The organism is Embleya sp. NPDC020630 (genome assembly GCF_044334985.1).
In the GTDB taxonomy this organism is placed as follows: domain Bacteria; phylum Actinomycetota; class Actinomycetes; order Streptomycetales; family Streptomycetaceae; genus Embleya.
Genome location: NZ_JBIRUB010000017.1, coordinates 90,487 through 113,298, shown reverse-complemented (window position 1 = coordinate 113,298; position 22,812 = coordinate 90,487). Strand labels below are relative to the sequence as shown.

23 protein-coding genes and 1 pseudogene are annotated in these 22,812 nt (G+C 72.0%); 13 read left to right on the top strand and 11 right to left on the bottom strand.

What is annotated here, in order from left to right:
- Nucleotides 1–35 precede the first annotated feature (35 nt).
- From ACH4XV_RS37635 to ACH4XV_RS37620, 4 genes are all read left to right on the top strand, one after another.
- On the top strand, nt 36–647 hold the full coding sequence (locus ACH4XV_RS37635; protein ID WP_395797219.1) for a carbonic anhydrase: 612 nt from the start codon (nt 36–38) through the stop codon (nt 645–647).
- 56 nt (nt 648–703) lie between these two features.
- Nucleotides 704–1,174 carry a cyanase gene (gene cynS / locus ACH4XV_RS37630; RefSeq protein ID WP_395797217.1) on the top strand — a complete coding sequence of 157 codons (471 nt, stop codon included), beginning with the start codon at nt 704–706 and terminating at the stop codon, nt 1,172–1,174.
- Nucleotides 1,175–1,258: 84 nt separating this feature from the next.
- On the top strand, nt 1,259–1,756 hold the full coding sequence (locus ACH4XV_RS37625; protein ID WP_395797215.1) for a nucleoside deaminase: 498 nt from the start codon (nt 1,259–1,261) through the stop codon (nt 1,754–1,756).
- A gap of 170 nt (nt 1,757–1,926) precedes the next feature.
- Nucleotides 1,927–3,129: a methyltransferase domain-containing protein gene (locus ACH4XV_RS37620; protein ID WP_395797213.1), complete on the top strand. Its 1,203-nt coding sequence runs from the start codon at nt 1,927–1,929 to the stop codon at nt 3,127–3,129.
- A gap of 10 nt (nt 3,130–3,139) precedes the next feature.
- On the opposite strand, the gene ACH4XV_RS37615 is transcribed toward ACH4XV_RS37620, so the two are convergent.
- The gene (locus ACH4XV_RS37615) at nt 3,140–3,961 is read right to left on the bottom strand and encodes an alpha/beta hydrolase (protein WP_395797211.1); all 822 of its coding nucleotides are present in this window, start codon (nt 3,959–3,961) and stop codon (nt 3,140–3,142) included.
- A 300-nt stretch (nt 3,962–4,261) separates the two neighbouring features.
- On the opposite strand from ACH4XV_RS37615, the gene ACH4XV_RS37610 reads away from it, so the two are divergent.
- From ACH4XV_RS37610 to ACH4XV_RS37595, 4 genes and pseudogenes are all read left to right on the top strand, one after another.
- Entirely contained in the window at nt 4,262–4,480 is a 219-nt protein-coding gene (locus ACH4XV_RS37610) for a hypothetical protein (RefSeq protein WP_380006923.1), read from the top strand.
- Nucleotides 4,481–5,199: 719 nt separating this feature from the next.
- Complete coding sequence (locus ACH4XV_RS37605; RefSeq protein ID WP_395797209.1) at nt 5,200–5,982, top strand: SDR family NAD(P)-dependent oxidoreductase; 783 nt, start codon at nt 5,200–5,202, stop codon at nt 5,980–5,982.
- 214 nt (nt 5,983–6,196) lie between these two features.
- A pseudogene (locus ACH4XV_RS37600) lies at nt 6,197–6,454 on the top strand (FAD-dependent oxidoreductase); the annotation flags it as partial.
- A gap of 184 nt (nt 6,455–6,638) precedes the next feature.
- Nucleotides 6,639–6,896, top strand: a complete 258-nt coding sequence (locus tag ACH4XV_RS37595; RefSeq protein ID WP_395797303.1) for a hypothetical protein — start codon at nt 6,639–6,641, stop codon at nt 6,894–6,896.
- A gap of 48 nt (nt 6,897–6,944) precedes the next feature.
- On the opposite strand, the gene ACH4XV_RS37590 is transcribed toward ACH4XV_RS37595, so the two are convergent.
- The 3 genes from ACH4XV_RS37590 to ACH4XV_RS37580 form a co-directional block, all read right to left on the bottom strand.
- Nucleotides 6,945–7,400 (bottom strand): MarR family winged helix-turn-helix transcriptional regulator, encoded by a 456-nt coding sequence (locus ACH4XV_RS37590; RefSeq protein ID WP_395797300.1) that lies wholly within the window; start codon nt 7,398–7,400, stop codon nt 6,945–6,947.
- A 144-nt stretch (nt 7,401–7,544) separates the two neighbouring features.
- Nucleotides 7,545–8,654 carry a chitinase gene (locus tag ACH4XV_RS37585; RefSeq protein ID WP_395797207.1) on the bottom strand — a complete coding sequence of 370 codons (1,110 nt, stop codon included), beginning with the start codon at nt 8,652–8,654 and terminating at the stop codon, nt 7,545–7,547.
- A 626-nt stretch (nt 8,655–9,280) separates the two neighbouring features.
- Nucleotides 9,281–9,940, bottom strand: a complete 660-nt coding sequence (locus ACH4XV_RS37580; RefSeq protein WP_395797205.1) for a TetR/AcrR family transcriptional regulator — start codon at nt 9,938–9,940, stop codon at nt 9,281–9,283.
- Between the two features lie 170 nt (nt 9,941–10,110).
- Here ACH4XV_RS37580 and ACH4XV_RS37575 point away from each other — a divergent pair, with 170 nt between their 5' ends.
- Nucleotides 10,111–11,745 (top strand): flavin-containing monooxygenase, encoded by a 1,635-nt coding sequence (locus ACH4XV_RS37575; RefSeq protein WP_395797203.1) that lies wholly within the window; start codon nt 10,111–10,113, stop codon nt 11,743–11,745.
- Here the strand turns inward: ACH4XV_RS37575 and ACH4XV_RS37570 are convergent.
- Entirely contained in the window at nt 11,637–12,143 is a 507-nt protein-coding gene (locus ACH4XV_RS37570) for an MMPL family transporter (protein WP_395797201.1), read from the bottom strand. The two genes, ACH4XV_RS37575 and ACH4XV_RS37570, sit on opposite strands and share 109 nt — an antisense overlap.
- On the opposite strand from ACH4XV_RS37570, the gene ACH4XV_RS37565 reads away from it, so the two are divergent.
- Nucleotides 12,136–12,654: a hypothetical protein gene (locus ACH4XV_RS37565; protein ID WP_395797199.1), complete on the top strand. Its 519-nt coding sequence runs from the start codon at nt 12,136–12,138 to the stop codon at nt 12,652–12,654. The two genes, ACH4XV_RS37570 and ACH4XV_RS37565, sit on opposite strands and share 8 nt — an antisense overlap.
- Before the next feature lie 87 nt (nt 12,655–12,741).
- Here the strand turns inward: ACH4XV_RS37565 and ACH4XV_RS37560 are convergent, their stop codons facing one another.
- A complete protein-coding gene (locus tag ACH4XV_RS37560; protein ID WP_395797197.1) occupies nt 12,742–13,221 on the bottom strand; it encodes a DUF2867 domain-containing protein in 480 nt (159 codons plus the stop codon).
- Between the two features lie 137 nt (nt 13,222–13,358).
- On the opposite strand from ACH4XV_RS37560, the gene ACH4XV_RS37555 reads away from it, so the two are divergent.
- Nucleotides 13,359–14,531, top strand: coding sequence for a MalY/PatB family protein (locus tag ACH4XV_RS37555; protein WP_395797195.1), 1,173 nt, complete (start codon nt 13,359–13,361; stop codon nt 14,529–14,531).
- A 59-nt stretch (nt 14,532–14,590) separates the two neighbouring features.
- On the opposite strand, the gene ACH4XV_RS37550 is transcribed toward ACH4XV_RS37555, so the two are convergent.
- The gene (locus ACH4XV_RS37550; RefSeq protein WP_395797193.1) at nt 14,591–15,181 is read right to left on the bottom strand and encodes a hypothetical protein; all 591 of its coding nucleotides are present in this window, start codon (nt 15,179–15,181) and stop codon (nt 14,591–14,593) included.
- 85 nt (nt 15,182–15,266) lie between these two features.
- The gene (locus ACH4XV_RS37545) at nt 15,267–15,773 is read right to left on the bottom strand and encodes a VOC family protein (RefSeq protein WP_395797191.1); all 507 of its coding nucleotides are present in this window, start codon (nt 15,771–15,773) and stop codon (nt 15,267–15,269) included.
- Between the two features lie 530 nt (nt 15,774–16,303).
- On the opposite strand from ACH4XV_RS37545, the gene ACH4XV_RS37540 reads away from it, so the two are divergent.
- Nucleotides 16,304–17,605 (top strand): helix-turn-helix domain-containing protein, encoded by a 1,302-nt coding sequence (locus tag ACH4XV_RS37540; protein WP_395797298.1) that lies wholly within the window; start codon nt 16,304–16,306, stop codon nt 17,603–17,605.
- Nucleotides 17,606–17,634: 29 nt separating this feature from the next.
- On the opposite strand, the gene ACH4XV_RS37535 is transcribed toward ACH4XV_RS37540, so the two are convergent.
- The gene (locus ACH4XV_RS37535; protein WP_395797190.1) at nt 17,635–20,430 is read right to left on the bottom strand and encodes a non-ribosomal peptide synthetase; all 2,796 of its coding nucleotides are present in this window, start codon (nt 20,428–20,430) and stop codon (nt 17,635–17,637) included.
- Between the two features lie 604 nt (nt 20,431–21,034).
- On the opposite strand from ACH4XV_RS37535, the gene ACH4XV_RS37530 reads away from it, so the two are divergent.
- Entirely contained in the window at nt 21,035–21,223 is a 189-nt protein-coding gene (locus ACH4XV_RS37530; RefSeq protein ID WP_395797188.1) for a hypothetical protein, read from the top strand.
- Here ACH4XV_RS37530 and ACH4XV_RS37525 read toward each other — a convergent pair.
- Nucleotides 21,210–22,079, bottom strand: coding sequence for an SDR family oxidoreductase (locus ACH4XV_RS37525; protein WP_395797186.1), 870 nt, complete (start codon nt 22,077–22,079; stop codon nt 21,210–21,212). The genes ACH4XV_RS37530 and ACH4XV_RS37525 overlap by 14 nt on opposite strands.
- Nucleotides 22,076–22,795, bottom strand: a complete 720-nt coding sequence (locus ACH4XV_RS37520) for a thioesterase II family protein (protein WP_395797184.1) — start codon at nt 22,793–22,795, stop codon at nt 22,076–22,078. Before ACH4XV_RS37520 ends, ACH4XV_RS37525 begins: the two co-directional genes overlap by 4 nt.
- Between the last annotated feature and the right edge of the window lie 17 nt (nt 22,796–22,812).

The window sequence follows — 22,812 nt, the reverse complement described above, 5'->3', positions numbered from 1 at the left end:
AGCACCTTCGTCTTCGTAAGGGAGTAGTGCCAGCCATGCATCACCTCACCGCCGGTGTCACCCGGTTCCAGCGCGATGTGTTCCCGGCCAAGGCGCCGCTGTTCGACCGCCTGGCCCATGCCCATCGGCCCGCGACACTTTTCATCGGCTGCTCCGACGCCCGCGTGGTGCCGGAGCTGATCACCCAGAGCGAGCCGGGCGAGCTGTTCGTGATCCGTACGGCCGGCAATCTGGTGCCGGCCCACACACCGGGCGCGGGCGGCGGTGACGGGGTGGCCGCGAGCATCGAGTACGCGGTCGCCGTCCTGGCGGTCACGGACGTGATCGTCTGCGGGCACTCGGCCTGCGGGGCGATGACCGCGCTCGCCGAGGGCCACGACCTGGCCGGTACGCCGCAGGTCGCCGACTGGCTCAGGCACGCGAATCCCGGCCGGGCCCGCCCGGCCGCCGACGCCTCGGATCGGGTGGGCGCGCTGGTTCGGAGCAACGTCGGCGACCAACTCGCCAACCTGGCCACACATCCGAGCGTGGCCCGCGCCCTGGCCCGGCAGGCACTGACCCTGCACGGCTGGGTCTATGACATCGGCTCCGGCACGGTTACCGCGCTGGACGCCGCCACGGGCCGGCCGATCGCCCTACCGGCCTGATCCCTCCCCTCCGTCCGACCGCCCCCTCCCACACCCACTCTCGTAAGGAAAACCCCATGCCGCACGCCCTGTTCGACCCCGCCCCCCGTCAGCAGCTCGCCGCCACCGCCGTCGAGGCCAAGATCCGCAAGGACCTGACCTGGGAGCGGATCGCCGAACCCACCGGCCTGTCCGTCGCGTTCGTCACCGCCGCCGTCCTCGGTCAGCACCCGCTGCCCGCCGACGCCGCCCACGCCGTCGCCGAACTCCTGGACCTGGGCCCGGACGCCGCAGCGCTGCTCCAGGCCATCCCCACTCGGGGCCCGGACACCCCGGGCCTGCCGACCGACCCGACCATCTACCGCTTCCACGAGATGCTGATGGTCTACGGCACCACCCTGAAGGCGCTGATCCACGAGCAGTTCGGCGACGGCATCATCAGCGCGATCAACTTCCGCCTCGACGTGCGGAAGGTCGCCGACCCGGAGGGCGGCGAGCGCGCGGTGATCACGTTGGACGGCAAGTATCTGCCGACCAAGCCGTTCTGAGATTCCGGCTTTCCCGTCTCTTTCCGCCCACCTTCACCCGAACAACCAAGAAAACCCCACGACCAAGAAATCCCAAGGACTCCCATGGACTTCGCCCAACGCACCATCGACCTCGCCCTCCGCAACGTCGAGGAGGGCGGCCGGCCCTTCGCGACCGTGATCGTCCGCGACGGCGAGATCGTCGCCGAGAGCGCGAACAAGGTGGCCCAGACCGCCGATCCGACCGCGCACGCCGAGATCCTGGCGATCCGCGAGGCGTGCCGAAGGCTGGGGACGGAGCATCTGACCGGCGCCACGATCTACGTCCTCGCCCACCCGTGCCCGATGTGCCTGGGCTCGCTCTACTATTGCTCCCCCGACGAGGTCGTCTTCCTGACCGCCCGCGACGACTACGCGCCGCACTATGTCGACGACCGCAGGTACTTCGAACTCGACACCTTCTACGCGGAGTTCGCCAAGCCGTGGGAGGAGCGCCGGCTTCCGATGCGCTACGAGCCGCGCACCGCCGCCACCGACGTCTACCGCGAGTGGCAACGCCGCAACGGCGGCGAACGCCGGGTCGCGGGCGCCCCCACCGCCTGATCCGGCCGCCGGGGCCGTTCGCCGCCGTTGCGGAGTCGATATCGCCAACTTCCGCACTCGCCTTGACGATTACGCTTCGGCGTTTCTAGGGTGCGGCGAGTAGTCACCCTCCGGAAAGGTTGGTTCGTGATGGCCGCTCGGTCCGTCGTTCCCGCGCGCCGGTGCGTTTCATGACGGTGGGGCCCGACACGCTGACGGCGCTGCTCAAGCGCAAGGACGTGCTCCCGGCGGGATGGGAGTCGGTGTTCGGCATGGTGGCGCGCGAGGACTTCGTGCCCGCCCGGATCTGGCCGGACGACACCGACGCGCTCCTCGATCGCGACCGGGATCCTGAGGCGTGGCGCCGCGCGGTCTATTCGGACCGGGCGTTGGTGACCCAGTGGGACGACGGCCGGCACTCCGGCGCCGAGGCGGGTCGGCTGGCCACCTCGTCGGCGTCGATGCCCTCGACCCTCGCGGAGATGTTGTACGACCTCGACGCGGCGCCGGGGATGCGGGTGCTGGAGGTCGGCACCGGGACCGGGTACAGCGCCGGCCTGCTGGCCGCGCGCGGCTGCCGGGTCACCTCGATCGAGGTGGACCCGCACCTGGCCCGGCGGGCCCGGGAGAATCTGGCGGCGGCCGGGTTCGGCGATCTGGTCGAGGTGATCACCGGCGACGGCACGCTGGGCCATCGGGCGGGCGGGCCGTACGACCGGATCCAGGTCACCGCCGGGGTGCGGCGGGTGCCGGCGGCGTGGATCGAACAGGCCGCGCCCGGCGCGGTGATCGTGCTGCCGTGGGGCACCGACTACGGCAGTGGCGACTGCGCGCTGCGCCTGGTGGTGGGCGCCGATCGGCGTGGTGCGAGCGGGCCGTTCACGCTCGCCACGGCGTTCATGAAGCTGCGGGCCCAGCGGCCGGATTGGCGGCGCTACGGCGGCGCGGCGCTGCCCGACGACTGGGCCGCCTACGCGCGGGCGACGACCACGACGTTGGGCTACGACGACGTGGTGGGCGGGCCGTTCGACTCGGTGGGCTTCGTGCTCGGCCTGTGTGTACCCGATTGCCTGGCCCGGCCGGTGCTGCACGGGATATTCGGCGCGACGTTGTGGCTGTACGGCGCCGACACCGGCCGGGGTCACTCGATCGCCGCGGCCGACTTCGGCACGGACGCGCCGACCGTCCGGCAGTCGGGCCCGCGTCGGTTGTGGCATGAGGTCGAGGCGAGTTGGCACTGGTGGAACGCCCGGGGCCGGCCGACCATCCACGACTTCGGCCTGACCGTCACAGTCGCCGGCGACGGTGTCGTCGACCAACAACCGTGGTACGGCGCCACCACGTTTCCGCTCGTCCCGCCGGCGCACGACTGGCCCGCGGCGGGCCGCGGTTGACGTCCGGGGGTCAGGCCGGGGTCGGGGCCGCGGCGGCGGGGAAGCCGGCGTCCGCGAGCCAGAGCAGTGCGCTCTCCGCGACTTCCGGCCATCCGCTGTCGACGGTCAGCGAGTGGCCCCGGTCCTCGAAGCAGCGATAGTCCGTGATGGCACGGGAGTTGCGGTAGCACTTGAGCGTGGCGCGGGTCAGCACGTCGGGGACGGTGTGGTCCTGCTTTCCGGACAGCAGCAGGAGCGGACCGCGCGACTGGTTCCTGGTGGCGACCTCGGCGGCGGAGTTGCGGGTGAGGTTGCCCAGGGCCAGTTGGAAGAGTGGGCGGGCCGAACTGGGGATCGTCCAGGCCGCGAACAGGTCCTCCGATTCCTTGCGGGACACGGTGTTGGCGAAGCCGTACCGGAACTGGGCCTGATTCAGCGACACCGCGCGCTTGGCGTTGGCGGGGTTGCGCAGGATCGCGTATGTCGCCTTCACCTGGGCCGGTCCGATCGCCTTGACACCCTTGATCTGACCGGGGCAGATCGCCACGGCCGCGGCGGCCAGGCCCTCGCCGAGCAGCTGCTGGGCGATGAGGCCGCCGACGGAGTGGCCGATCAGCACCGGCGGGGTGTCGAGGCCGCGAATCACGTCCGCGTACGCCGCGGCGATTTCGGCGAGGCCGACGCCGGCCTGGCTCTGCGGGTCCCGGCGGGTGGCCAGTACGGTGCCCGGCACTCCGGGCCACTCGGGCGCCAGCGGCTCGTAGCCGGCCTTCCGGAATCGTTCGATCCAATTCCGCCAGCTGGTCGAATGCAGCCACAAACCATGGATGAACACCACGGGAGTACGTTTCACGGCCCTACCTCGCCTCGCTCACCAAGCCCCCGCCGCACAGCCCGAACAAGATCCTTTCCCGCCACTGTGGCACCGCCCCCGACACGGCGCCGGCCGCGCCGCGGCGGACGTGTGGTTGTGTCCGGGGTGGGGGCGTCGACGGGGGCGGATTTCGGAATGGGCGTCATGTAAGGTTTCTACAGATGTGTAGAAGCTTGGTTTCGGCGGGCTCGGTGCGAGCGAGGCCGCTTGGTCGCCTGCGATTCAGGGGGTGGAACTGTGCTGAATGATCATCGAGAGCGACGCATGGGAGTCGAGTGGGTGACGGCTCCTCCGGAGGAGGAGATCCGCCGGGTCTACGAGCCGGTGGAGATCCGTAACCGGGACGGCAGTTGGGCGCTGGGACGAATCAACGCGCGCTGGTACGGCGGGCGCGGCGAGGACTGGTGCCGCCTGCGCATCGTGGGCAGCGACCGCCCGGCCCGGTGGGTCCCGTTCGACCCGGACGTCTTCGTGGAACTGCAGATCGACGGGACCTGAGGGCGGCCGCCACGGCACGGCTGCGCACCGCCCGTAGGGCGCCCGTGGGGCTATGGGGGCGGCGCTGCCGGTCGGCAGGCGCCGTGGGCTCTGGCGCGGCGGCGACCGGTACGCGCCTACCGGCTCGGGACGCATCGCCGCCGACGCGGCGCAGGCCGAGATGCGGCGTTGCCGGTCGCCGCGGATCGAGGGGCGGTGCTGCCGCCAACAGGCACCATGAGCGCGGGCGTGGCGGCGCCCAGCGCGCGCCTACCGGCTCGGGATGCACCGCCGCCGACGCGGCGGGGGCCGAGATGCGGCGTTGCCGGGCTGCGCGAGGCGAGGTGCGGCGCTGACCGCACGCGCGGCCCAGGACGCTTGGCTTGCGGGCGGCGCGAGGCGAAGTGCAGGTCTGACCATACGCGCACGCCAGGGCGCTTCACCTCCGGGCGGCGCGAGGCTAGGTGCGGCGCTGACCGCACGCGCGGCCCAGGACGCTTGGCTTGCGGGCGGCGCGAGGCGAAGTGCAGGGCTGACCATACGCGCACGCCAGGGCGCTTCACCTCCGGGCTGCGCGAGGCGAGGGGCGCTGACGGCACGCGCACGGCTGCGCGCCTCGCTTCCGGTTGACGCTCGCCGGGCCGCTCCCCCGCCGGCCTTGGGTCCGCCGGGGTGCGGCCGTCGACCCTCGTTGGGGGCCTCGTAGGCTCGGGCGTTCGACGCTGTATGAGGAGGTCGACGTGTCCGATGGGACGTGGGGCTTTCCCGCCGTGGGGCGGCGGGTGCTGGTCAGTGGGGCCGCGCGGGGGTTGGGTCGGGCCGTCGCCCGGGCGTTCGCCGCGCATGGGGACCGGGTGGTGGTGCACTACGGATCGCGACGGGACGAGGCCGAGGAGACGCTGGCCGGCCTGGCCGGTCGGGGACACGTGCTGATCGGCGCGGACCTCGCCGAGCCGGACGCGGTCGAGCGGCTGGTGGCCGAGGCGGAGGAGGCCCTCGGGGGCATCGACGTGCTGGTCAACAACGCCGCCGTCAACACCCCGCATCCGCCTGCCACGACCGACTACGCCGAGTGGGTGACCGCCTGGCAGCGGCACGTCGCGGTCAACCTCGTCGGCGCGGCCGGATTGAGCCACCTCGTCGCCCGGGGCATGATCGCGCGCGGCACCGGCGGCCGCATCGTCAACGTCGGCTCGCGCGGCGCGTTCCGGGGCGAGCCGGACCACCCCGCCTACGGCGCCACCAAGGCCGGACTGCACGCGCTGGGCCAATCCCTGGCGGTGGCGCTCGCCCCGCACCGGATCGCGGTCGCCTCCGTCGCCCCGGGTTTCATCGACACCGACCGGGTGGCCCACCGCCTCTCCGGCGCCGAGGGTGCCGCGATCCGCGACCAGAGCCCGTTCGGCCGGGTCGCCGATCCGGCCGAAATAGCCGCCGCCGTCCTGTGGTTGGCCTCCCCGGAGGCCGAATGGGCATCCGGCACGATCCTCGACCTCAACGGCGCCTCCCACCTGCGCACCTGAACCGACTCCGGATCGCGCGGCCGGGATGCCGGAGCACCGACCCCCACCAACCGAGCATTCACCGTTTGCCGTTCGTACTACGAACTATTAATATTTGTAGTACGAACAGTATTCTTATCCAATACCCCTACCCCGCCAAGCCGGACACCGACGTCGCCGCCGACGCGCTGGGCCGGATCCGCGAGACCACACCGAACTGGCGCGCGCCGAACGGGTGTTGCTCGTCGGCGCCGGACCGGTCGGGCTGGAGCCGGCGGGCGAGACCAAGGCGGTGTGGCCGGACAAGCAGATGGTCGTGGTGGATCCCGCCGAACAGCTGATGTCCGGCTTCCGGCCCGAGCTGCGCGCCGACCTGCTCGCCCAACTCGAGGCGCTGGGCGTGGAGTCGCGCCTGGGTACGACCCTGACCACCCAGCCGCCGAGCGAGCCGGGGCAGGCCAAGGCGTTCACCGTGGACACCACCGAAGGCGGCGGGATATCCGCCGACATCTGGTTACGCTGCCACGGGGTACGGATCAACGGGGACTACCTGGCCGACGGCGCTCGTCGCCACCCGCACGCCGCAGGGGCAGGTCCGGGTCACCGACACGCTCAACGTCGACAGGCACGCGCACATCTACGCGATCGGCGATGTCACCGACCTGGCCGAGTCCAAGATGGCCGCGTACGCGATGCGGCACGCCGAGGTCGTGGCGCGGAACATCCTGGCCCAGGTGCGGGGGGGGGAGGCGCCCACGGCCACCTACCTGCCCTCGCCCGAGCCCTCGATCCTGCTTCCGCTCGGGCCCACGGGTGGCGTCGGCCAATACCCCACGCCGGACGGGCCGATGGTGGTGCCGGCGCAGAACGTCGCCGAGTACAAGGGCCGGGATCTGGGCACCGGCCGGTTCGTCGATCTGTTCGGTACGGGCTGAGTCGCGGCGTGGACCGCGCGCGCCGGCGTGGGTCGCCGGCGGTCGCCGTCAGGCGCCGTTCCCGCAGGCGCCCTCGTCGAGTTCCATGAACACCGCCGGCACCTCGTTGTCCCGGACCAGGCGGGACAACAAATCGGCGAGCCTGGTGCGATCGGCGTCGCCCAGACCGGTCGGCAGCTTCTCGACCCGCCGGCAGGTCTCCGCGTAGAACTCCTCCGCGAGTTCGGCGCCCTGCTCGGTGAGCGCGATGCGGACCGCGCGGCGGTCCCCGGGGTCCGGCTCGCGGCGCACCAGGTCGCGCTGTACGGTGCGGTCCACCAGCCCGGTCAGGCTGGACTTGGCCAGGCCCAGCATCTCGCCCAGCTCGCGCATCCCGTACGGCTGCGGCATCAGTACGCAGAGCAACTGCCCCTGCTGCGGGGTCAACCCGTGGTCGCGGCTCGACTCGGCGTATACCGCGTTCACCAGGAATGCGGATCGCACCAACGCGGTGACGACCCCCATCTGCTCACCCACGGTCTTTCCCATCCGCCAAGCCTACGGCACCGCCGGTCACGGAAGGTGAGGGCGGTCCCGTCGCCCCCGGGTGGGGGTGACGGGACCGCCCGGTGTGTGCGTGTGCCGTGCCGCGCCGTGCGGTCGGCGCGGTCAGCGGCCCTGAAGGGCCTTGACGTTGTTGCCGAAGGTCCAGTTGCGCGAGCCGTCCCAGTTCAGCGACCAGGTCATCAGACCCTTGAGTGCGCCGCCGTACTTGTTCCACGCCTGCGAGACCAGGCCGGTCGACATGTAGCCGCCGCCCGCGCCCGGTTGCGCGGGCAGGCCGGGGACCTGCTTGTCGTAGGGAACCTTGATCGTGGTGCCCTGGACGACCAGGCCACGGTTGAGGCAGTCGGTCTGCGCGGTGAAGCCGGCGACGGTGCCGGCGGAGTAGGAATCGCCGTTGCAGCCGTACATGTTGCCGTTGTAGTACTGCATGTTCAGCCACCACAGCCGGCCGTTGTCCGCGTACTTCTTCACGATCGGCAGATACGCGCCCCAGATCGAGCCGTAGGTGACGCTGCCGCCGGTGACGTAGGCCGTTTCGGGGGCCATCGTGAGACCGAACTGCGGTGGCATCTGGGCCAGTACGCCGTCGATGATGTGCATCAGGTTGGCCTGCGAGGTGGACGGGGTGTTGATGTTGCCGCCGCCGACCAGGCCGGTCTCGATGTCGATGTCGATGCCGTCGAATTGGTACTTCTTCAGGATCGGCACCACGGTCGCGATGAACCGGTCCGCCACGGCACGGGAGTTGAGGTCGATACCGGCCGCGGCGCCGCCGATGGACATCAGGATGGTGGCGCCGGCCGCCTTGGCCTGGCACATCTCGGCCGGGGTGGCCACCTTGACGGTCGAGTCCATCCCGTCCTCCCACAGGACGGTGCCGTCGCCGAGGATGACCGGGAACGCCGCGTTGAGGACGTTGTATCCATGCGCGGCGATGCGCGCGTCGGTGATCGGGATCCAGCCGAGCGGCGGGTGTACGCCGTTGACCGCGCCGTCCCAGTTCTCCCAGTAGCCCTGGATCACCTTGCCGAAGGGCTTCGGCTTGCGCGGACAGAGATCGTCCGGCGGGTCGGCGGTGGTGGCGGCGGCCTTGGCCAGGTGCGGACGGCCGCTGCCCTGAATGCCGTCCGGGGTGGACGCGGCGACGGAGCCGCCCACCGCGAAGGCGACCGCCAGGGCGACCCCAAGCAGGCGTGAGGTCCTGCGCTTCATGCTCGATATCCTTCCGGCCGTTCGAGCGCGGCCGGGCACGGAAGGAACGTCCTGCGTGGCACGCCTACCTCCCGGGCGGGGACGGGCCCGGAAACTCACGTGGTGCAACACCAAAACGCTAAAGTGGTCCAGACCTCCAGGTCAACAGGTCCAGACCACAGTCAAACTCCGTCAAACACCCCGCACCCCCGAACCACAAACCGCAACGCGACCCCGGAGCCCAACACAAACCGCGGCGCGAACGCGGGGCCGAGCGCAAAACCTGGCGCGGACGCGGGGCCGAACGCGGCCCGGACGCGGGGTGAGCGCGGAGCCAGGCGCGGGCCGAGGCGAAAGGCCGGGCGCAGAAGGCGAGTCCAGGCAAAGGGCCAGGCACGGGGCGAGGGACGGGCACGGGGCGAGTCGCCGGCGTGGAGTGCAGCCAGGCGAAGCGCCGGCCATGAGGGCGCGGCGTCGAGTGAGGGACACATCAGCGGCGGCGAGAGGCCGGGCGTAGAACGCGGAGCCGGGCGCGGGACGAGGCGCAACCCGAGTCGGCGCGGGACGCGAGGCGACACACGAGCCCAGGCGGCGCGGGACGCGAGGGCGCGCACGGCCCGAACCGGCGCACGATGCGGGGTGGTGGGCTATCGGGGTGGGGTTGGGGGGTGGTAGATGGCGGTCAACCAAATGTGGAGCAGGGTGGTTACTGCCTCCGGTTCGGATAGGGAGGGTTGGTCGGTGGCGAGCGTGGCCAGGAGGACTCGTTCGTTCATCGACGTGAGTGCGATGGCCAGCGCTCGGGCCGGGGGGCCGTCGGGGGCGGCGCCTCGGGTGCGTTCGGCGGTGATGGCGGCCGTGGCTCGGCGGATCCAGTTCTCCATGACGCGGGCCCACAGCTCCTGTACCTCGCGGTTGGTGCCGTGGGCTCGGGCTGCGGCCAGGGTGACCGCGCGGTGGGCCCGGAAGGTCGCGAAGAAGGCGTCGATCGTCGATCGCCAGTGGGCCGTCGGGTCCGCCGGCAGGTCTTCGAGCATGCCCTCCGAGCCGGCGTCGGCCTCGGCGACCACCCGGTCGATCAGGCTGAGCAGGACCGCCTCCTTGGAGGCGAAGTAGAAGTAGAAGGTGGGTCGCGAGATGCCCGCTCCGCGGGCCAGGTCGTCGATGGAGATCTCGTCCAGGCCGCGCCCGCCGAGCAGTCGCTCCGCGGTGGCCAGGATGGCCCGCTCCCGATCGTCGCCCGAGGGACGCGAGTCGCGCCGGCCCCGACGCGGGCGGATGCTGTCCGTGGCGGGGGTCTCGGTCACCCCCGAACCCTATCGCCCGTCGAACGTCTCGACACTGTGTTGACTGGCTCGACGCCACGTCGATACCGTTGCCTACGCTACCGCCCGGTAGCCGCGCGCCGCACCGGCGTTCGCTCGGGTGTCGCACCCGTCGCGCACTGTCGGGCGCCCCTCGCGGAATGGGGAACGGCATGGCCAGGGAACACGTCGACGTACTGATCGTCGGAGCGGGCCTGTCCGGCGTCGGCGCCGCCTGCCACCTGCGCCGACACTCCCCGGGCAAGTCCGTACTGATCCTGGAGGGCCGCGACGCGATCGGCGGCACGTGGGACATCTTCCGCTACCCCGGGATCCGTTCCGACTCGGACATGCACACCCTCGGCTACTCCTTTCGGCCGTGGACCGCGAACGAGGCGATCGTCGACGGCGCGGCGATCCGCGACTACATCCGCGACACGGCGCGCGAACAAGGCGTGGATCGGCTGGTGCGCTTCGGGCATCGGGTGCTCGGCGCGCAGTGGTCAAGCGGCGAGGCCCGGTGGACGGTACGCGCCGCCCGGCGGCCGGTCGTGCCCCCGACGCAGGCGCCCTCGGCGAGGTATATACCGACGCCGATATCGACGGCACCGCCGACAACGAACCCGGCCCCGACGCCATCGCCGAACCCCGCCGCCGAAGCCGCATCCGATCCGGACGACGAGGCACGTCCCACCGAAGTCGTCGAGCTGACCTGCTCGTTCCTGTTCGTGTGCACCGGCTACTACCGCTACGACCAGGGCTACACCCCCGACTTCCCCGGCATCGAGGACTTCGCCGGACCCGTCGTCCACCCCCAGGCGTGGCCCGAGGACCTGGACTACACCGACAAGCGGGTGGTGGTCATCGGCAGCGGCGCCACCGCCGTCACCCTGGTCCCCTCCATGGCCGACGCTGCCGCGCACGTGACCATGCTCCAGCGCTCGCCCACCTACGTCATGGCGCTGCCCGCGCGCGACACGGTGGGCCGACGGCTGCGTCGGGTGTTGCCGGACCGCGCCGCGCTGCCGCTGATCCGGGCCAAGAACGTCGGCCTCACCATGCTCGCCTTCCACCTCTCGCGCGGCGCGCCGAGGCTGATGAAGTCCGTGCTGCGCCGGGGCGCCATCCGGCAACTGCCCGAAGGCTATGACGTGGACACCCACTTCGCGCCCCGCTACGACCCGTGGGACCAGCGCATGTGCTTCGTCCCCGACGGCGACCTGTTCGCCGCGCTGCGCGGCGGCCGGGCCTCGATCGTCACCGACACCATCGCCGGCTTCACCGAGACCGGACTGCGTCTGGACTCGGGTGCCGAACTGCCCGCCGACATCGTGGTCACCGCGACCGGCCTGAACCTGCTGGCCATCGGCGGCATGACGTTGACCGTCGACGGAACCCCGATCGAACTGTCCGAGACGGTCGCCTACAAGGGCATGATGCTCTCCGGCGTGCCCAACTTCGCCCTGGCCCTCGGCTACACCAACGCCTCGTGGACGCTCAAGTGCGACCTGGTCAGCCGCTACGTATGCCGGTTGCTCAACCACATGGACGCGCACGGCTACCAGGTGTGCATGCCACAGGCCCCGCCCGCCGACGCGCCGCTCGAACCGCTGCTCGACCTGAAGTCCGGCTATGTCCTGCGCGGCACCGCGATGTTGCCCAAGCAGGGCCCGACCGCGCCGTGGCGACTGCACCAGAACTACCCGCGCGACGTGCTGCTGTTCAAGCACGGTTCGCTCCAGGACCGGGGGATGCGCTTCGGCCGCGCCATCGCCCGGCCACACCCGGCCGAGCCGGCCGCGCACTGAACGCCTCCCGGGCAAAGGGCAGTTCCGGGGCCGGTCCCCGGGAGAACCGACCCCGGAAGAAAGCGGGTCAGGAACGCGGCGAACACCACGACCGGGAGCCAGGGTTCGATCGGTCCTGCCTCCGCGCCGAGCATGCCGTGCTGGAACACCAGCGTCATCGCGCCGAGCGCGGCCCCGATGCTCAGCAGGTTCAACACCGCGGCCTTGAGCGGGATGAGCAGCGAACGAAACACCATCATCAGGATGACCAGCGCGGCCAGGATCCCCGCGCCCTCGGCACCACTGCTCTCGTTCCGGCCCATCGCCCGGGCCGCCTCGCCGCCCAACTCGACCCGCAGCCCGTCGTGTCGAATCGACCGCGCGGTGTCGTGGATCCGCTCGGTCTGCGCGGTGGTCATCTCCTCCGAGGTACCGGTGAAGTACCACCGTGGCATAGCCGACCCGGCCGTCGGGGGAGATCGCCGCCGGATCGTCGTACAGGCCGCGCACCTGCGCCACCTTGGGCAGTCCGGCCACCTTGCCGAGCATCGCCTCGATCCGCTGTCGGGTCGCCTCGGTACGCAGACCGGCCTCGTCGCGCAGCACGATCTGGAGGGTGTCGCCGGCCTCGGCCGAGGCGTGTGCGGCGAGCAGGTCCGACGCCCGCTGCGACTCGGCGCCCGGGATGGAGTAGTCCTCGTGGTAATCGTCACCGACCGTCGAGGCGACACCCCAGGTGCCGACGAGAACGACCAGCCACAGCCCTACGACGAGTTATTTGTGGCGATGCGCAAAGCCGGCGAGGCGGGCGAACACCCCCGCTCGTGGGGCCGTGGGGGGAGCTTGTTCGGTGAACGTCATGGGTCTTCCCGGATCGTGTCGATCGGCACAGGCTTCGCCGCTATGACGCGCCCGGCGTGCCGAATGTGACCGATCGGCGCGAGAACCCTCCGACCCGACTCGCGCCCGCCCCGGGCGTGTGGCCGGCCCGGTGGCGTGGGTCCCGCGTGTGTACGGTCAGCCGCGCAGCGCGCTGCGACTCGCGCGCCGCAGGAGCCACGGGACGGTCAGGTGGTGGATCGGCGCGATCGCGCCCCACACCACGCGGCCGATGCGCCGCTCGTGGCGCACCCGGGTGATCCACACGACACCGTCGTCCCGGACAAGCAGCGTGTTGTACGCCGTGACCAGGCGTGAACTCGCCGTCACGGTGCACGAATCGGCGTCGGATGTCACGATCGACCAGCCCAGCACGTGCGTCGGCGACGGCCGCGGTCCCAGCCGCAACCCGAGCACGAGGGTCCATCCGATCAGCAACATCCCGCGAAAGGCGGCCGGCGACCCCTCGAACGCCGCCCGGGCCCACTGCTCGGGGGTACGCGCGCGAGCCGTCGCCGTCCCCAGTTCGAACGCCGAGGCGTATTCGGCCCCCGGCAACCCCGCGCCGGGCGCCGCCACGTCCGGCACCACGATCCGCCGCACCCGCGCGCCACCCACGAAGCATCCTCCCGACACCGACTTGCCGATCCGGTCGATCCTAGGGCGTACCCGACCCGGATTCGGCGCGGCCCGCCGTTCATTCGCCCTCGTCACACCCTCTTCTCCCGGGCGGGTGCTCGCTTATCGTGGGTTTCATGGACAGTCTGTCGGAGCCCATCGCCGAGAATGTCGATCCGCTGCGCGCGCTCACGTTGGACACGCTGCGTCGGCGCACCAGCATGAAGTGGCTCGCCTACCCGGAGGATGTGCTTCCGCTGTGGGTGGCCGAGTTGGACGTCCCCTTGGCCGAACCGATCATCCAGGCCGTGACCGACGCCGTCCGGCTCGGCGACACGGGGTATGCCGCGGGCACCGAATACGCCACCGCGCTGGCCGACTTCGCCGCCAAGCGGTGGGGGTGGCACTCGCTTGCGGTCGAGCGTACGGCGATCGTGCCGGACGTGATGCAGGGCGTCGTCGAGATGCTCAAACTGGTCACCGGGCCGGGCGATCGGGTCGTGGTCAACTCGCCCGTGTATCCGCCGTTCTACATGTTCCTGAAAAACATGGATCGCCAGGTGGTGGAGGCCCCGCTCGGCGCGGACCACCGGATCGATCTCGACGTACTGGCCGACACCTTCCGTACCGCGACGGCCGCCTGCGGACGGGTCGCCTATCTGCTGTGCAGCCCGCACAACCCGACCGGGACGGTGCACACCGAGGCCGAACTGGCCGCCGTGGCCCGGCTGTCCGCCGAGCACGGGGTGCGCGTCGTGGCGGACGAGATCCACGCGCCGCTGGCGCCGCCGGACCGGTACGTGCCGTACCTGAGCGTCCCGGGCACCGCCGACGGCCTGTCCCTGATGTCCGCGTCCAAGGGTTGGAACCTGGCCGGGCTCAAGGCAGCGCTCGCCATCGCCGGCCCGGCCGCCGCCGAGGAACTGGCCGCGCTGCCCGAGGAGGTGAGCCACGGCCCCAGCCACGTCGGCGTGATCGCGCACACCGCCGCGCTGCGCGAGGGTGTCGGCTGGCTGGACGCCCTCCTGGCCGGACTCGCGGCGAATCGGCGGCTCCTGGCCGACCTGCTCGCCGAACATCTGCCGGCCGTGCGCTACACCCCCGCCGAAAGCACCTACCTGGCCTGGCTCGACTGCCGCGACCTCGGCCTGGGCGACCGCCCGGCGGCGTACTTCCTCGACCGGGCCAAAGTCGCGCTGACCTGCGGCGTCGACTTCGGCACCGGCGGCGCGGGACACGCCCGGCTCAACCTGGGCACCCACCCGGACATCGTCACCGACGCGATCCGCCGGATGGCCGCCTCGCTCTGACCACCACACGCATCGCCGGGACGGCCGATGCGCACGGACTCGGCCGTCTCGGCGGGCGCTCAGTCCGTCCGGTTCGGGCCGGCCAGATACTCCAGCGCGTGCAGCAGGTACGCGGCGGAGGGGTCGGTACGGTCGGTGCGCAGCGCCCACAGCGCGACCTCGGTCGGGAACTGTACGTCGGCGAACGCGATCACGACCCCGCTGCCGTCCAGGAACAGCCGACTGCGGGCGCTGCCCAGGTCGATCCAGGTCTCGGCGACCGCGAGGGCCGCGGCCTCGTCCGCGCAGGGCAGGTAGGCGAAGCGGCCGTCCACCAGGTCGGGCGGCAGAATCCGGGCGGCGCGGCGCACCTGGGCCAGGTGGGTCTCGAAGGCGTCCGTGTGCTCCCGCGCGGTCCAGGGCAGCCGCGAACGCCACAGCAGGCAGGTGCACCAGGCGGTCACCAACGCGGCGTCCGGGTCGACGGCGGACACCGCGTCGGGTCGGCCGGCGGCGTCGGGGTGCGGCCCGGTGCGCATCAGGTGTCGGGCCGCGACCCGCTCGACCACGGCGTCGGGCTGTTCCTCGCTCAACGATCCGATCCCGTTCTCGATGCACACGCCGGAGTCGCCGGCGCCCGTCAGGTCACGCTGCACAGCACGGTAGACCACCGTGGCCACCGGGCCGGCCACGCCCCTCCGGGCCGGGCCGAGCGGGTGCCGAGCGGCGCGGGCGCCGGCCTGCTCCGCATCCGGCTCAGGCCGGTGCGCCGACCACTCGATCGGTGGACGACCGGCCGTGCAGGTGTGGGCGGGGCCAGTCGAAGTCGAGGGACGTACAGCTTGGTTCGTCCGGGTGGGACCAGGCCCCCACGGGGGCGCGCCAGAGGATCTCGACCATGATCCCGTCCGGGTCGTGACCGTGGACGGAAATGCCCATGCCCTGGTCCATGCTGCCGCCGAGCGCGTCGGCCGCGGCCAACCGGTGGCGCGCGCGTCGGAGGTCGGCGATCCTGTCGACCTCGAAGGCGACGTGGTACGGCCCTCGTCCGACGACCGCTCCCGGGCCGGTGCCGGCGATCAGGCCCAGATCGTGGCGGATGCTCGACTCGGGCGCGGAGCGCAGCAGGGCCATCGCCGGCCAGTGCGCGGTGGCGGGCAGGCGGCTGACCACCTCCAGGCCCACGACGTCACGGTAGAACCGGGTGGAGAGATCGAGGTCGCGGACGGAGATGACGACGTGGTTGATCCGACGGATCGTCACCGTGCCTCCCTGGGTGACTTGTTCGAGGCGAGCCGCACGCAACGGGGGGTGCGACGCGGGTCGTTCGACGTGGATCGCGCGACGGGGGACGCGCGTTCGGCGCAGGGGATGTGCGTTCGGCGAAGCGGAGTCGAGCGAACTCCGCCCACAGCGTAGAGTAGTCGCAACGTGACCGACGGGTCACGTGTTGGATTCGAAAGCTCGCAAACACCACTGATGCAACAACTGTCACATCGGCACCCCAACCAGACTTCGGGGCGGGGTGTTTGGCGCGTTTCAATCTGCCGGCACCGCCTTCCGCTCTCCTAGGGTGACTCTCTGGATGGGCAGTACAACCATCTCCCCCGCCCATTCGTCGCCCGACCGGCCTCGACCCTCCGGCCACGCCGGATCCCGACGTCGACCCGCGTCGGGAGAGCGCTCCACAAGAGCTCCAGGGCCTTCGGAACCCGGACGGGCCACCTCACCCTGGGTGCGTCCGGGCAGTGCCGACAGTTTCCACACAGGAAAGGTTCGGTCCCTTGCAGCAGGTGAACATGGACGATCACACCGTGTCGTTCGGCGCCGCCCTGCGCCATCATCGTCGACAACAGGGCCTGTCCCTGCGGCAGTTGGCCGGGCTCGTGGCCTACAGTCCGGGCTGGCTGAGCAAGATAGAGAACGGCATGTCGACGCCGACAATGCAGTTGGCCCGCTTGTGCGACCGGGAACTGGCGGCCGACGGCGTACTGGCCGCGTTGGCCGGTTCCACGGCCGACGACCTCCCGCCCCGCCTGCGTCCGGCCCAACTCCCGCCCTCCATCGCCGGATTCGTCGGTCGCGAACGCGAACTCCGAGATCTCGACGCGCTCCTGGCACACAGTACGGAGACCGGACTGCCGTTGACGGTCGCCATCGACGGGCCGGCCGGCGTGGGCAAGAGCGCGCTGATGATCCGCTGGGCCGGACAGGTCTCCGGGTCGTTTCCCGGCGGCGTGCTCTACCGCGACCTGCGCGGCTCCTCCCCCGATGCCGAACCGGTGCGTCCGACCGAGGTCTTGGCGGATTTCCTGATCGCGCTGCGGGTGTGTCCGCCCGCCGTCCCGGCCGACCTGGAACAGCGCGCCGCGATGTTCCGCAGCCTGCTGGCCGGTCTGCGCATGCTGGTGATCCTGGACAACGCGGCGGACTCCCGGCAGGTTACGCCCCTGCTGCCGGGAACCGCCGGTTGTGCCGCCGTGGTGACCAGTCGCCGCCGACTGACCGGGATCGCGGTGCGCGCCGGCGCGTCCAAGATCCCGCTCGGACCGATGTCGCCCGCCGAGTCGGTGGCGCTGCTGTGCGCGGTGGTCGGCCCCGATCGGGTGCTCGCCGAGGCGGACGCGGCCCGGACGTTGGCCCGACACTGTGCCCATCTGCCGCTGGCCCTGCGGATCGCCGCCGAACGCCTGGCCACCCGACCGCACCGCTCGCTCGCGCTGCTCGCCGAGGAACTCGACGACGAGAAAAGCCGGTTGGACCTGCTGGCCGACGCCGACGACCCGCACCTCGCGCTGCGCTCCGCGTTCTTCGGGTCCTATCGCGATCTCGACCCGGAGGCCGCGCGGGCGTTTCGCCGGCTCGGCCTGCATCCGGACGGGCGCCTGGAGACGTCCGTCGCCGCCGGGTTGATCGGCCGCCCGCTGGGACACACCCGCCGACTGCTGGAAAGCCTGGTCAGCGTGCACCTGTTGGAGGAGACCGGCCCCGACCGGTACCGCCTCGCCACCCTGCTGCGCGCGTACGCGGCCGAACGCGCCGGCGACGAGGAGACCCGGGTCGGCGCCGACGACCCCGGGCCGACCGCCCGCTGACGTACCCGACGGCGCCGGGCCTGCCCTGCTCACCCGGCGCCCTCGGTCAACAACGCCACCAGGCGCGGCACGGTGGCGTGCCGGTAGAACTGCCGCACCGTGATCCGCGGCAGACCGGCCGCCCGCAACTCGGCGAGCAGTCGGGTCGCCAACAGCGAGTTGCCGCCGACCTCGAAGAAGCCCTCGTCCGGCCCGGCGTCGGCGCCCAACACCCGCCGCCAGATCTCCCACACCGTCGCGGCCGTCGCCGACTCGGCGGGCGTACCGAATCCGGCGGGCGGATCGGCCGCCATCGGGTCCGGGCCGTTCGCAGCCGGCACCGCGTCTTCGTCCGGCGCGGACAGTGCGGCGAGCCGGTCGGCGTCGACCTTCCCGTTCACCGTCAGCGGCAGCGCCGGCACCACGACGGCCCGGCCCGGCACCATGTACTCCGGCAACACCGCCCGCGCCGCGCGCAACACCTGCGCCGGGTCGCCGCCGTCGACCAGCACCAGATACGCGTCGATCCGGGCCTCCGCGCCGTCGTCGGCATTCGCCCCGCGGACCACCACCGCCGCCGCCTCGATCACGCTCGCGTGTTCCAGCAACACCGCCTCGATCTCGCCCAGTTCGATGCGGTAGCCGCGCACCTTCACCTGGGTGTCCAGGCGGCCCAGATGATCGATCCGGCCGTCCGCGCGCAGCTGCCCGCGATCGCCGCTGCGGTAGACCCGCTGCCCGGTGTGCGGATCCACCACGAATCGTTCGGCCGTCTGCTCGGGGCGGCCCAGGTAGCCGACCGCCACGCCGGCCCCGCCCACCCACAACTCGCCCGCCACCCCGGGCGGTAGCACCCGCCCCCTCGGGTCGCGCACCGACACCCACCAGCCCGGCAGCGGCGCACCCACGGACCGCGCCTCGTTGGCCGCCCGGGTCGGGGTCAGCGGCTGGGCGGTGACGTGCACGGTCGTCTCGGTGATGCCGTACATGTTCACCAACCGGCGCTCCGAGTACGAGTGCCGCTCGAACCAGGGGCGCACCATGGGCGGATGCAGCGGCTCGCCGCCGAAGACCACCAGGCGCAGCGCCAGGTCCTCGGCCCGTCTGCGGTCCACCTCGACGAGTTGGGCGAAGGCCGACGGCGTCTGGTTGAGCACGGTCACGCGCCGCTCGACCAGCAGGTCGTAGAAGTCCTCGACCGAGCGGGCCGTCCAGTAGGAGACCACCACCAGATGGCCGCCGCCGAGCAGGCAGCCCCAGATCTCCCAGACCGAGAAGTCGAAGGCGGTGGAGTGGAACAGGGTCCAGACGTCGTCGATTCCCGGGGCGAGCAGGTCGCGGGTCGCGTCGAGCAGCGCGAGAACGTTGCCGTGCGGCACCTCGACGCCCTTCGGGCGTCCGGTGGAGCCGGAGGTGTAGATGACGTAGGCGGGGTGCGCTGCGCCGACGGCGGGTGGAGTGAACTCGCTTTGCTCAGTCGCGCGTTGGCGGATCGTCGCTGGGTCGAGGACGGTGACGGCCGGGGCAGTCGGGTCGGCGGGGTCGGTCGGGTCGGTCGGGAAGGTCTTCGGGTCGCCGATCACCAGGCGCAGGCCGGCGTCCGTCGTGGTGTGCCGCAGTCGGGCGGGTGGATGGCGTACGTCGAGCGGCACGTAGGTGCAGCCGGCGGTGAGTACGGCCAGGAGCACCACCACGGTCTCGGCGTCCGGTTCCAGAAACACGCCGACGCGGTCGCCGGGTTCGGCGCCGGCTGCTCGGAGGCCGCGGGCCGTGAGGGTGGCGCGGGCGGCCAACTCGCGGTAAGTGTACGTGCCGTCGTCGTCGGAGAGGGCGATCGCATCGGGTCGGGCGGCGGCCGTCGCGGCGAAGCGGGCATGGATCGTGTCCGCCCGGTCGGGGGCCGGGTCGAGTCGCCGGTCCACGCCGCCCAGGCGCAGCGTGTCCCGGGTCTCGGCCGGGCTCAGCCAGGTGATCGTGGCCAGCGGAGCGGTGTCGGCGGCGGCGTGCAACTCGCGGACGACACGCGCGATGTGCCGACAGATCCGCTCGGCGACCGAGGCGTCGACCAGTCCGGCGTCGTGGCGGCAGGTCAGCGTCGGGGCGCCGGCCGGGTCCGCCGCGGCGTAGAGCGTGAGCGGCGCGATCGGGGCCAGGGACGGGCGATAGTCGGCCCACCCGCCCGCGCCGTCGGCGGCGGTGATCAACACGGTCTGCGGCGCGGGGCCCGGTTCCGCCGGCGCGACCGCGATCGGCCCGGCGGCGGGGCAACTCGCCGCGATCAGATGCAGGTAGCGGCCGACCGTGTCGTCCTCGTCCACCCGCACGTCGTGCACATGCGACCCCAGTCGGCGGCATCGGCCGTACGGCGTCGCGGCGGCCACGGTCTCGGCGGCGACGTCCAGGACGGCGAAGCGCTGCCACGGCTCGCCCGCGTGCCGGGCCGACACGAGCGCCACGGCCGCCGGGAGCAGCCGCTCGTACAGCCCGGGCAGCGCGGGCAGCGGCACCGACGCCCACCCGATCCGCCCGACCTCGCTCGGCTCCCCCAGCGCCCAGGCCGGCGCGGCCTCGGGGCGGTTCGCCCGGAACTCCGGCATTTCGGTGGCGAGCGTCGGCACCGTGCCTACGGTCACCGGGTCGGCCGGGATCGGGCCGCCGAACAACACCTCGGCCAGCCGGTGCAGCCCGCAGGGCGACACCACCGCCCGCTCCGCGACCAGGACAAGGTAGGCGACACCGTCGGCGTACACCAGGACCAACACCCGCAGCGGCCCGGCAGCCGGATGCACCGGCCGCTCGGCCTCCCGCTCCCGCCGCCGTCGGGCGAGCGGATGATCCGAGTCCACGGCCAACACCTGCCGCCACGCGACCCCGGCCCTCACCCCCGGCCAAGCTTCGGCAACCCGCCGCAACCCGAGCCGCACGGTCTCCTCGTCCACCCCCACCGGCAACCGCCGGACAAGACTGTGGCAGCTCCGCCCCAGCTGCAACTCCCGCGCAGAACGCCCCCGGCAACGCCCGGTCGACACCACAACGCGAACCTCGCCCTGTACATCCGACGCATCAGCCCCGCCCAGCACCACCCCACCGGCAGACCCGGAAGCCACGCCCAAGGCGCTGGAACCGGGAGCCACGCCGACAACAGCGGGTGCAGTCGCCGCGTCCACGGCAGTCGAACGGGTCGAACCGGCGGCCGCACCCAAGGCGGCGGTCACAACGGCGCCATCCCCGACTGTGGCCCCGGAGGCCCCATCCAGGTCCCCTGGCCGGGTACCCGAGTCCGACGCGGTCGGTTCGGGATGCGCGTTCACCACCGTCGACCCAACCGCCGCATCCACCTGGGTCGGTGTGCCCCCACAGCACCTCGAACCGGACCCGGCACCCGCCGACTCGGACCCCGCATCCGCTGGTTCGGGAACTGCGAAGCCCGTACCCACCGAAGGCGGCGCCATGACCGCCGGAACAGGGGTCGCACCCGCCGACTCAGCGCCCACACCCGCGCCCGCGCCCGCGCCCGCCGCAGCCGGCCCCGCCACGGCCATCCTCGGCTTGGGTCGCACACCGCCCGCGCCGCCCGTCGCGTTCGTGTTCGTCGCCTCGCTCTTTCGCATCCGGGCCTCGTTCCTCATCGGACGGTGAACCCCCCGTCGACCGCGAGCAGGCTTCCCGTGACCTGGCGGGCCTCGTCCCCGGCCAGCCACAGGGCCGCGCCGGCCACGTCCGCCGGTTCGACGAGGGAGTTGGTCGGTTGGGCCTGGACGAAGGCTGCCTCGTGTTCGTCGGCCGGGACGTCCAGGGAGCGGGCGATCTCGCCGAGCATGCGGCCCTCCAGGAGCGGATCGTCGCGTACCGATCCCGGGCACAGCGCGTTGACCCGCACCCCATAGGGCGCGTAGTCGAGCGCCGCCGCGCGGGTGAGCCCGATCAAGCCGTGTTTGGCTGCGACGTAGGCGGCGAAGTTGCGGTAGCCGACCATGCCGGCGGTCGAGGAGACGTTCACGATGCTGCCGCCGCGCTGTTCGACCATCACCGGCGCCACCGCCTTCATCAGCCGCCACGCGCCGCTCAGGTCGACGTCGAGCATCAACTGCCACTCGTCCTCGCGGATCTCGTGGATCGGTTTGCCGGAAGGCGCGGCGATACCGGCGTTGTTGAGCAGCACATCGATGCCGCCGAACCGGTCCAGGGCCAGGTCGATCGCCCGGTCCACGGTCGACGCGTCGGTGATGTCCGCGACCGAGGTGACCACCTCGACGCCGAACTCCGAGCACCGCCGGGCGGTTTCCGCCAGTTGGGCCGGGGAGGCCAGCGGATACGGCACGCCGGGGTGGTCCGAGGCGACGTCGAGCAGCAACAGGTCGGCGCCCGCCTCGGCATAGCGTACCGCGCAGGCCCGACCCAGCCCCCGACCCGCGCCGGTGATCACGGCGGTCCTGTCCGCGAGTCGCTGTGCGCCGTCGTCGTGCGCGCGGCCCCGGGTCTCCGCCGCGCTCATCGGCTCGGACCCACCGGTTGGCCCACCGTGCCCGCGATCAACCGCAGCAGCGCGTCGGCCTGTTCGGTGGGATACATGTGTCCGCCAGGGAGTTCGGCGGTGAGCAGCGGCGCGGTGGTGACCGCCTGCCACTGCCCGACCTCCCGCGCCGAGACCATGTCGTCCGCACTGCCGCGCACGGTGAGGATGGGCGCGGGCAGCGGCCGGTCGACGGTCGGCCGGTAGCGCTCGTGCATCTCGGCGTCCGCGCGCAGCACGGGCAACAGCAGTTCGCGAAACTCCGGATCGTCCAGCGCGGCCGGCCGGTATCCGACGAACTCGGCGATCCCGTTCAGGAACTGCTCGTCGGACAGGCCGGTGACCTGCCGCCGGCGTGATTGGTACGGGCCGTGCGAGCCGCTGACCACCAGGACCGCGACGCGGATGTCGGCGGTATCGATCAGGCGATGCGCCAACTCGTAGCCCAGGAAGGCGCCCATGCTGTGTCCGAACACGGCGATCTCGGTACGACCCCGCAGCGCGGCCAGCACGCGCGGGGCGAGTTCGTCGATCGCGGCGCCGATGTCCCGGTGCGGCTCGTCGTCGATCAGCTCTTCCCGGCCCGGCAGTTGCACCGGCACGATGCTCAGGCCGTGTCCTTCGCGCCCCCACCAGGTACGGAAGATCGAGGCGCCGACACCGGCGAAGGGCAGGCACACCAGCGGCAGGGGTTTCATCTCGGCTCCGTTTCGCA

Bases quoted from the DNA above. Each gene is read 5' to 3' on its own strand.
- ACH4XV_RS37570 (WP_395797201.1), bottom strand. From the start codon at position 12,143: ATGACCACCGCGCAGACCGAGCGGATCCACGACACCGCGCGGTCGATT.
- cynS (WP_395797217.1), top strand. From the start codon at position 704: ATGCCGCACGCCCTGTTCGACCCCGCCCCCCGTCAGCAGCTCGCCGCC.
- ACH4XV_RS37575 (WP_395797203.1), top strand. From the start codon at position 10,111: ATGGCCAGGGAACACGTCGACGTACTGATCGTCGGAGCGGGCCTGTCC.
- ACH4XV_RS37595 (WP_395797303.1), top strand. From the start codon at position 6,639: ATGGCCGCGTACGCGATGCGGCACGCCGAGGTCGTGGCGCGGAACATC.
- ACH4XV_RS37555 (WP_395797195.1), top strand. From the start codon at position 13,359: ATGGACAGTCTGTCGGAGCCCATCGCCGAGAATGTCGATCCGCTGCGC.
- ACH4XV_RS37520 (WP_395797184.1), bottom strand. From the start codon at position 22,795: ATGAAACCCCTGCCGCTGGTGTGCCTGCCCTTCGCCGGTGTCGGCGCC.
- ACH4XV_RS37585 (WP_395797207.1), bottom strand. From the start codon at position 8,654: ATGAAGCGCAGGACCTCACGCCTGCTTGGGGTCGCCCTGGCGGTCGCC.
- ACH4XV_RS37525 (WP_395797186.1), bottom strand. From the start codon at position 22,079: ATGAGCGCGGCGGAGACCCGGGGCCGCGCGCACGACGACGGCGCACAG.
- ACH4XV_RS37590 (WP_395797300.1), bottom strand. From the start codon at position 7,400: ATGGGGGTCGTCACCGCGTTGGTGCGATCCGCATTCCTGGTGAACGCG.
- ACH4XV_RS37635 (WP_395797219.1), top strand. From the start codon at position 36: ATGCATCACCTCACCGCCGGTGTCACCCGGTTCCAGCGCGATGTGTTC.
- ACH4XV_RS37530 (WP_395797188.1), top strand. From the start codon at position 21,035: ATGACCGCCGGAACAGGGGTCGCACCCGCCGACTCAGCGCCCACACCC.
- ACH4XV_RS37625 (WP_395797215.1), top strand. From the start codon at position 1,259: ATGGACTTCGCCCAACGCACCATCGACCTCGCCCTCCGCAACGTCGAG.
- ACH4XV_RS37620 (WP_395797213.1), top strand. From the start codon at position 1,927: ATGACGGTGGGGCCCGACACGCTGACGGCGCTGCTCAAGCGCAAGGAC.